This is a genomic window from Bradyrhizobium sp., from assembly GCF_049512235.1.
Lineage (GTDB): Bacteria > Pseudomonadota > Alphaproteobacteria > Rhizobiales > Xanthobacteraceae > Bradyrhizobium.
The window spans coordinates 1-5,885 of record NZ_JBEKXH010000454.1 but is presented as its reverse complement, the minus strand read 5'-3'; the positions used below and the strand labels follow the sequence as shown (position 1 = coordinate 5,885).

Below are 5,885 nucleotides of genomic sequence, written 5' to 3'. Positions count from 1 at the left end.
AGGGAACAGAAGCCATATACATATGCACGTATGCATCAGAGGGTCGACCAGTGCAAGCGAGAAAATTGACGGACATGGAAGTGCTTTCGACACCCGGGCACCTGATCAGTCTCGCGGCGCGCGGCTTCGCTCGCCTGAGCGAAGCGCGCCTCAAGCCCTTGGGCTTCGGCGTCGGTCATCTGCCGGTACTGGTCGCGCTTCGGGACGGCCGGGCAAGCACGCAGCGTGATCTAGCCCGCTTCGCCAAGATCGAGCAGCCGCCGATGGCGCAAATGCTCGCCCGCATGGAGCGAGACGGACTCATCCAACGCATGCCTGACCCGGCCGATGGACGCAGCAGCCGCGTTTCGATGACGCAAGCCGCGGAAGCGCGTCTGCCAAGCGCGGTTGCAACCTTGCTGCGGGGTAACCGCGAGGCGTTGAGCGGCTTCACGGACGAGGAAGCCGCGCAGCTTGTTGCCTTGCTCACGCGACTGATCGCAAATCTCGATCGGATCGCGAGCGTCGAGGCGTCGCCGCGCGCTCCCTCCTGATTCAGAACAGCCGAGCCGTCCGCTCGCTGTCTGGTTGGTTGAGCAGCGTAGCCCGGATCAACGAGCCGAGATCGATTTAGGCTACCAGACTTCGTTGCCAGCGGGCGGTCCCCAATCGACCGCGCGCGGTGGATGGCGTCACGAGAGCGGGCCGCTGCCGGGCCGTTACGGCGAATCCGTCACGATCCGCAGCCTGGCCCATTCAGACGGCGGCAATTCCGTTACTTGCCGGGAGGCCCAATTGCGGTCGACCATGTCGAGCAGTTCCGGCTCGACGCCCATCTCGCGCAGGTAAAGGCGGAACAGTTCGCCATGTCGCACCGTGAGGCCTTCGCGCGCTTCGTCGGAGATGTTGGGCGCAAGCCGATTGCTGATGAACCCGCCCGTCAGCCTCATCCGCGTGCCCGGTGGCAGGCTGCGATGAACACCACCGGCCAGAATCAGGACGCAGGGGAGGTCGCAGCGCGGCTCCGACAGGTTCATCCGGGCGTCGAGCGGGCCGCCCTGACGTTTGAGCGCGAAACAGTCGGATTCGGACTTGCCGTCGCAGGCTTCGACTTCGGTCGTCCCCTGCATGGTGTCGATGCCGCGGCCGCGCAGGATCCGGCCGAGGCTGGTCGAAACCTTGAGATCGCCGCCCCAGTCATGGATGACGACCGGAAGCTTGCGCGGGGCTAGCCGGTCGAGGATTGCGATCAGACGCTTGAGAGTATCCCACTTGACGGTGCCCTCGGCCGCGATCCACTCCGAGCAGCCTGGCCCGCATGCGTCCGCCGCGCCGTGCGCGACATAGAAAATCATGGCATCGGGCAGTTCACCGATGCCGCCGACCGGTGGCCGCTCCGCCGTCTGCGCCGCCGCCAAACCACAAGCTTCCAGACTGATGAGTCCGCCGAGAATGATCGTGCGTAGCCACCCTGCGCGCATGTCCCAGCCCCCTGGCAAATCCGCTGTGGCCAATATTCCATGGCGGAGCAGGGCGGCGCAAGCGGGGCTATCCGGGATTTTGGCCGAGCGGCCATTCAGAGGGCCGCTCGCGGCGCGGAGAGCTCAATGGCGCGATAAGCGATACCCCATCTGTCTCCGCCGGCGACAGAGGTGGGTTTCGCGAGGGACTCAACCCACCCTACGGCTCAAATTCAGACACGGAGTCAACAACTGTCCGCCAACAGCATGAACGGCACCGCATCCACCCGAAAACCGGCAATCCAGGACGAATTTAAGGCAGCGGCTGGAATTTGGAGAACCAATCCTGCAGCAGGTAGGATGGGTTGAGCTCTTCGCGAAACCCATCATCTTCGGAAGCCACAATTGATGCGTATTGCTTTTGCTCCACCCATCGTACGAGCTGAGATGGACCGCTCAGGACCGTATGGCGCAATAGCGAAAGTGTATTGCGCCGCCTCGGAGCGTGGATGGCGCAACAAACCGCGCAACCCCGGCATGCGGGCACTTCTCTTCTCTTCATGAATCGCCAAAGATTAAATGCACTGTCACCGTAATTGCCTGCCTGCAGCCGAAACGCGGGAGCGGCATGACCGAAGGCAACGAACGCAAGAGCTCGCTTCACGTCGATGTACCACGGTCCCGAGGAGCGCGTTCAAAACGAGCAGATGCCAGAGTCGTCTGAACTGCGTCAGGATATCACCTGTTTCCGGCGGCCAAAGAGATGGGTTTCGCGAAGAGCTCAACCCATCCTACGCGCTCGCTCCCGATTCACGGATTGCGGCTGGTCCGCAGCGGTAGCTCCGGCATTAACAGGGCGAGCAGAAAGCCGAGGGCGGTGATCGTGCCGCCGACCAGGAAGGTCGCCGCGATGGCGTCGCGATAGAAGCCGATTACCGCGATCGCCACCGGTGGGGGCAGCTGGGCGAGCTGCTGGAGGCCGGAATTCATCAGCGTCCTTGGATCGATCTCGGTCAGACCGCTCGCGTCGATCGCTGCCTGGAGACGCAGCGCCATGATCCCTCCCGACAGGGCGACGCCAGCGACGCCGCCGAGCGAGCGGAAGAAGGCGGCGGTGGCGGTGGCGGCGCCGATGTCGGCGGCGCCGGCGGCATTCTGCATGGCGACCGTCATGGTCGGCATGACGAAGCCGATGCCGAAGCCGAGAACAAGCAGCAGCGGCTCGATGAAGGCAATGCCGCGCCCGGTCGCGGCGCCCCAGCCCAGCAGCAGGAAGGCGAGGGTGGCACCGGCGAGGCCGAGCACCGGAAGGCGCTTGTAGCGGCCGGTTCGCGCGACCATGCGGCCGCCCAACACGGAGGCGGCGACCACTCCCAGCGCCAACGGGCTGCTCAACAGGCCGGACAGCGACGGGGCGACGCCGAGCACGAGCTGAAAGAACAGCGGAAAGAACACGGTGGCGGCGCTGACGCCGGTGAAGGTCAGCCCCTGCACGCCCCACGCGATCGCGACGCTGGGGTTGCCGAACAGATGCAGGGGCAGGATCGGCTCGGCTGTGCGGCGCTCCTGCACGACCAGCAGGATGGTGAAGACGAGCGTGGCCACAGCCGTGCCGATGATCTGCGGCGACGACCACGCAAAGGTGGTGCCGCCGAGGCTCAGCACGAACAGAAGCCCGGTGGTCGCAAGCGCGATCAGTACCGCCCCCGCATAGTCGATGCGATGGGCGACCGCGCGGGTTGGCCGCGGCACGCCGATCGCGATGAAGCCGACGGCGACGGCGCCGACCGGCAGGTTCAGATAGAAGATCCAGTGCCAGGACAGCAGATCGGTAATGACGCCGCCGAGCAGCGGGCCGGCGATCGAGCAGACGGCGAACACCGCAACGAAGATGCCCTGGTAGCGGCCGCGCTCGCGCGGACTGATCACGTCGCCGATGGTGATCTGCGCCAGCGGCAAAAGCCCGCCGGCCCCCACGCCCTGCACGGCCCGGAACACGATGAGTTCGGTCATGGTCTGCGACAGGCCGGCCAGCACCGAGCCGATGAGAAAGATGCCGATCGCCCAGTACAGCAGCGGCTTGCGGCCATACTGGTCGCTGAGCTTGCCGTAGAGCGGCGTCGCCACCGTGGCAGTGACGATGTAGGACGTCACCACCCAGGTCAAATGCGAGATCGCCCCGAGCTCGCTGACGATGCGCGGCAGCGCGGTGACGACGATGTTCTGGTCGAGGGCGCCCAGCGTCAGAACCATGATCAAGCCGGCGAACAGCACGCGGATATCGGGCTTTGGTTCTGGCCGCGCCGCCTCGGTGGCCGCTCCGGCCGGCAAGGTGGCATCGTTCATGGCTGTGGCTCCCGCGCCGGCCTGGTTCAACGGTTGTCCGCCGCGGACGGCGGTGCCCTCGATGTCAGGGCGTCCGCACCTTGATGCCGCCGAGGGCGTTGGCGGCCCTGGCGAAATCCTGGTCGAAGCTGATGCAGGCCTCACAGCCTTCCGCCTTGGCCAGGTGCAGACCATCCGCAAAGTCCAGGCCCTGCCGCATCCAGCCCAGCGCCTTCGCCGCGGCGGTCGCATCTTCCAGACTGGCGCGCGGCAGACCTGCGAAATCGGAGAGGGCCTTGGCGCACTGGGCAGCGGAAAACCGATAGACGCTCCGCAGCACCCACTCGGTCTCCAGCAGGACTGTGGTGCAGACGAAGACGTCATTGTTATCGATCAGCCTGCGCGCCCGGGCGGCCTGTCCCGCCTCGTCGCCCACCAGATAGCGGACAATGAGATCAGTATCGATTGCGAGCATGCCGCCGTTTCGCCTCGGCGGCGATCCCCGCTTCCATATCCGCGATCGATTTTGCCGGCCCCTTATAGGATAGGGAGCCAAATACGTCTTTGGGCCGGGTGGGCGCAAAGGCGGGCTTCGCCTTCAGCAATACGCCCTCGGGTGTATCCTCCACCACCAGTTCCGTCCCGGCGGGCCAGTGCAGCCGCTCCCGGATCGCCTTGGGCAATATCACCTGGCCCTTGGTCGAGACAATGGTGGTCATTTTCTGCTTGGCGGACATTGCAGGTTCATTCGGTAAGACAAAAGTAAGATAGTCCGACTTGGGGCGTGATGGCAAGGCCGATGCCGGGACGGACAGGCCCTGCCGGGACCTCGAGGTGAAGTACAGGCGGTGTTTGACCGACTCGCTGATGTGAAGGCTGACCTGGCGATGTCACAGGGAAAGCTGGGCGCAATGGCTTCTTCTCGTGGCTTTGGAGCAATCCCGACGGTATTTGGGGACTTGAGATATCTTGGCTGATCATATAGGTTATAGATGTTCTATATAAGTGTGAGGCTACAGCCATGGCAAGTCGATCTATCTCAGCTTCGGTCAGCGAAGCTACGGCCACGAAGCTGCGTGTTTTGGCAACGCGTGAAGACCGCACGGTTTCCGGCCTGATATCGAATGCGATCTCGCTCTATACGGATCTGCCGCCGGAGCTTCGAAAGGCTTGGAAACAAATGCAGGCGAGCGACGAACGTGGTTTTCAAGCCTTCCTGCGTGAGGTGACCGCACTCACCGTCCAGAAGAGGTTCGAACGTGCGCGACAGGAACTTGCGGCATCAATCCCGCCATCGCCGGAACTCGCGGAGATGCCGGAGGCGGATCTGGCCGATGCCGCCGTCGAAATGCAAATGAAACCTTAGGGGGATGCGGATATGCGTTGATCTGAACGTATGGGTGTCCGACCAGCTGGCCTTCGCTGGTGGCAGGTCGGACAGTTCGGCATCGCAAGTAATCAGCGCGGTCAATGCGAGGTGTTTCGGGAACCTTCCGCTTCAACTGGTTATGTCAATGCAAATGCTGGACAATCTGCGGATCGTGCTGGTTGAGCGGGTTAAAGCCGCAGAGGACCGCGCAGTAGCTTTCATCGATGCGATCGAGGCGACCATTCGCACCGGACCGGATCGGCTGGACCCGTATCTCATCATGGCCGGTGCAGCGAAGTTTGCCCTTTCGGACCGCGAGGATCGCGAGGTGCTGGCCACCGCATTCGCAGGTGAAGCTGAATTGCTGGTGACGAGCAACCTGAAGCACTTTCGGACGGACAAGTGCGAGGTAGTCGAAACCACGACAGTAAAAACCGGGAAGGGCCCGAGGCAGCTCCACGCTCAGATCCACACCAGCGGAGACCGGCGGCTAATCGTTGCCGACCCGATCGACGTGGCCGATTGGATCCGTCGCGGGATCGGAGTTGATCCTTCCATGTTGCGCAACATCTATACGTCTTCGAAAAAGCACGGCATCTAGCATCTGCGCCAAGACGTTTAGTCTGTCATTGGGCCGCGCTTCGCGCGGACCCATTGGCGGTTTGGCGCGGGCATGACGAGTCATGGAATTCGCTTGATGACGGTTGTCGGATGTTATGCTGGCAACCAGCGTCGAGTGACGTAGCGCAATG

General features: G+C 63.4%; 7 protein-coding genes. 3 read left to right on the top strand and 4 right to left on the bottom strand.

The features are described from left to right. The first annotated feature begins 74 nt into the window (after positions 1 to 74). Positions 75 to 533: a MarR family winged helix-turn-helix transcriptional regulator gene (locus tag ABSG20_RS29200; protein ID WP_423867933.1), complete on the top strand. Its 459-nt coding sequence runs from the start codon at positions 75 to 77 to the stop codon at positions 531 to 533. Positions 534 to 698: 165 nt separating this feature from the next. Here the strand turns inward: ABSG20_RS29200 and ABSG20_RS29195 are convergent, their stop codons facing one another. The 4 genes from ABSG20_RS29195 to ABSG20_RS29180 form a co-directional block, all read right to left on the bottom strand. Beyond that, positions 699 to 1,460 carry a hypothetical protein gene (locus ABSG20_RS29195; RefSeq protein WP_423867932.1) on the bottom strand — a complete coding sequence of 254 codons (762 nt, stop codon included), beginning with the start codon at positions 1,458 to 1,460 and terminating at the stop codon, positions 699 to 701. Positions 1,461 to 2,249: 789 nt separating this feature from the next. Beyond that, positions 2,250 to 3,785, bottom strand: coding sequence for an MDR family MFS transporter (locus tag ABSG20_RS29190; RefSeq protein ID WP_423867931.1), 1,536 nt, complete (start codon positions 3,783 to 3,785; stop codon positions 2,250 to 2,252). Positions 3,786 to 3,849: 64 nt separating this feature from the next. Continuing rightward, positions 3,850 to 4,239, bottom strand: coding sequence for a type II toxin-antitoxin system VapC family toxin (locus ABSG20_RS29185; RefSeq protein ID WP_423867930.1), 390 nt, complete (start codon positions 4,237 to 4,239; stop codon positions 3,850 to 3,852). Continuing rightward, positions 4,220 to 4,501: an AbrB/MazE/SpoVT family DNA-binding domain-containing protein gene (locus ABSG20_RS29180; protein WP_423867929.1), complete on the bottom strand. Its 282-nt coding sequence runs from the start codon at positions 4,499 to 4,501 to the stop codon at positions 4,220 to 4,222. The genes ABSG20_RS29185 and ABSG20_RS29180 overlap by 20 nt, the downstream gene beginning before the upstream one ends. A gap of 443 nt (positions 4,502 to 4,944) precedes the next feature. Here ABSG20_RS29180 and ABSG20_RS29175 point away from each other — a divergent pair, with 443 nt between their 5' ends. Both ABSG20_RS29175 and ABSG20_RS29170 read left to right on the top strand, forming a co-directional pair. Next, positions 4,945 to 5,130 carry a hypothetical protein gene (locus ABSG20_RS29175; protein ID WP_423867928.1) on the top strand — a complete coding sequence of 62 codons (186 nt, stop codon included), beginning with the start codon at positions 4,945 to 4,947 and terminating at the stop codon, positions 5,128 to 5,130. A 4-nt stretch (positions 5,131 to 5,134) separates the two neighbouring features. Next, positions 5,135 to 5,734: a PIN domain-containing protein gene (locus ABSG20_RS29170; RefSeq protein WP_423867927.1), complete on the top strand. Its 600-nt coding sequence runs from the start codon at positions 5,135 to 5,137 to the stop codon at positions 5,732 to 5,734. Positions 5,735 to 5,885 lie beyond the last annotated feature (151 nt).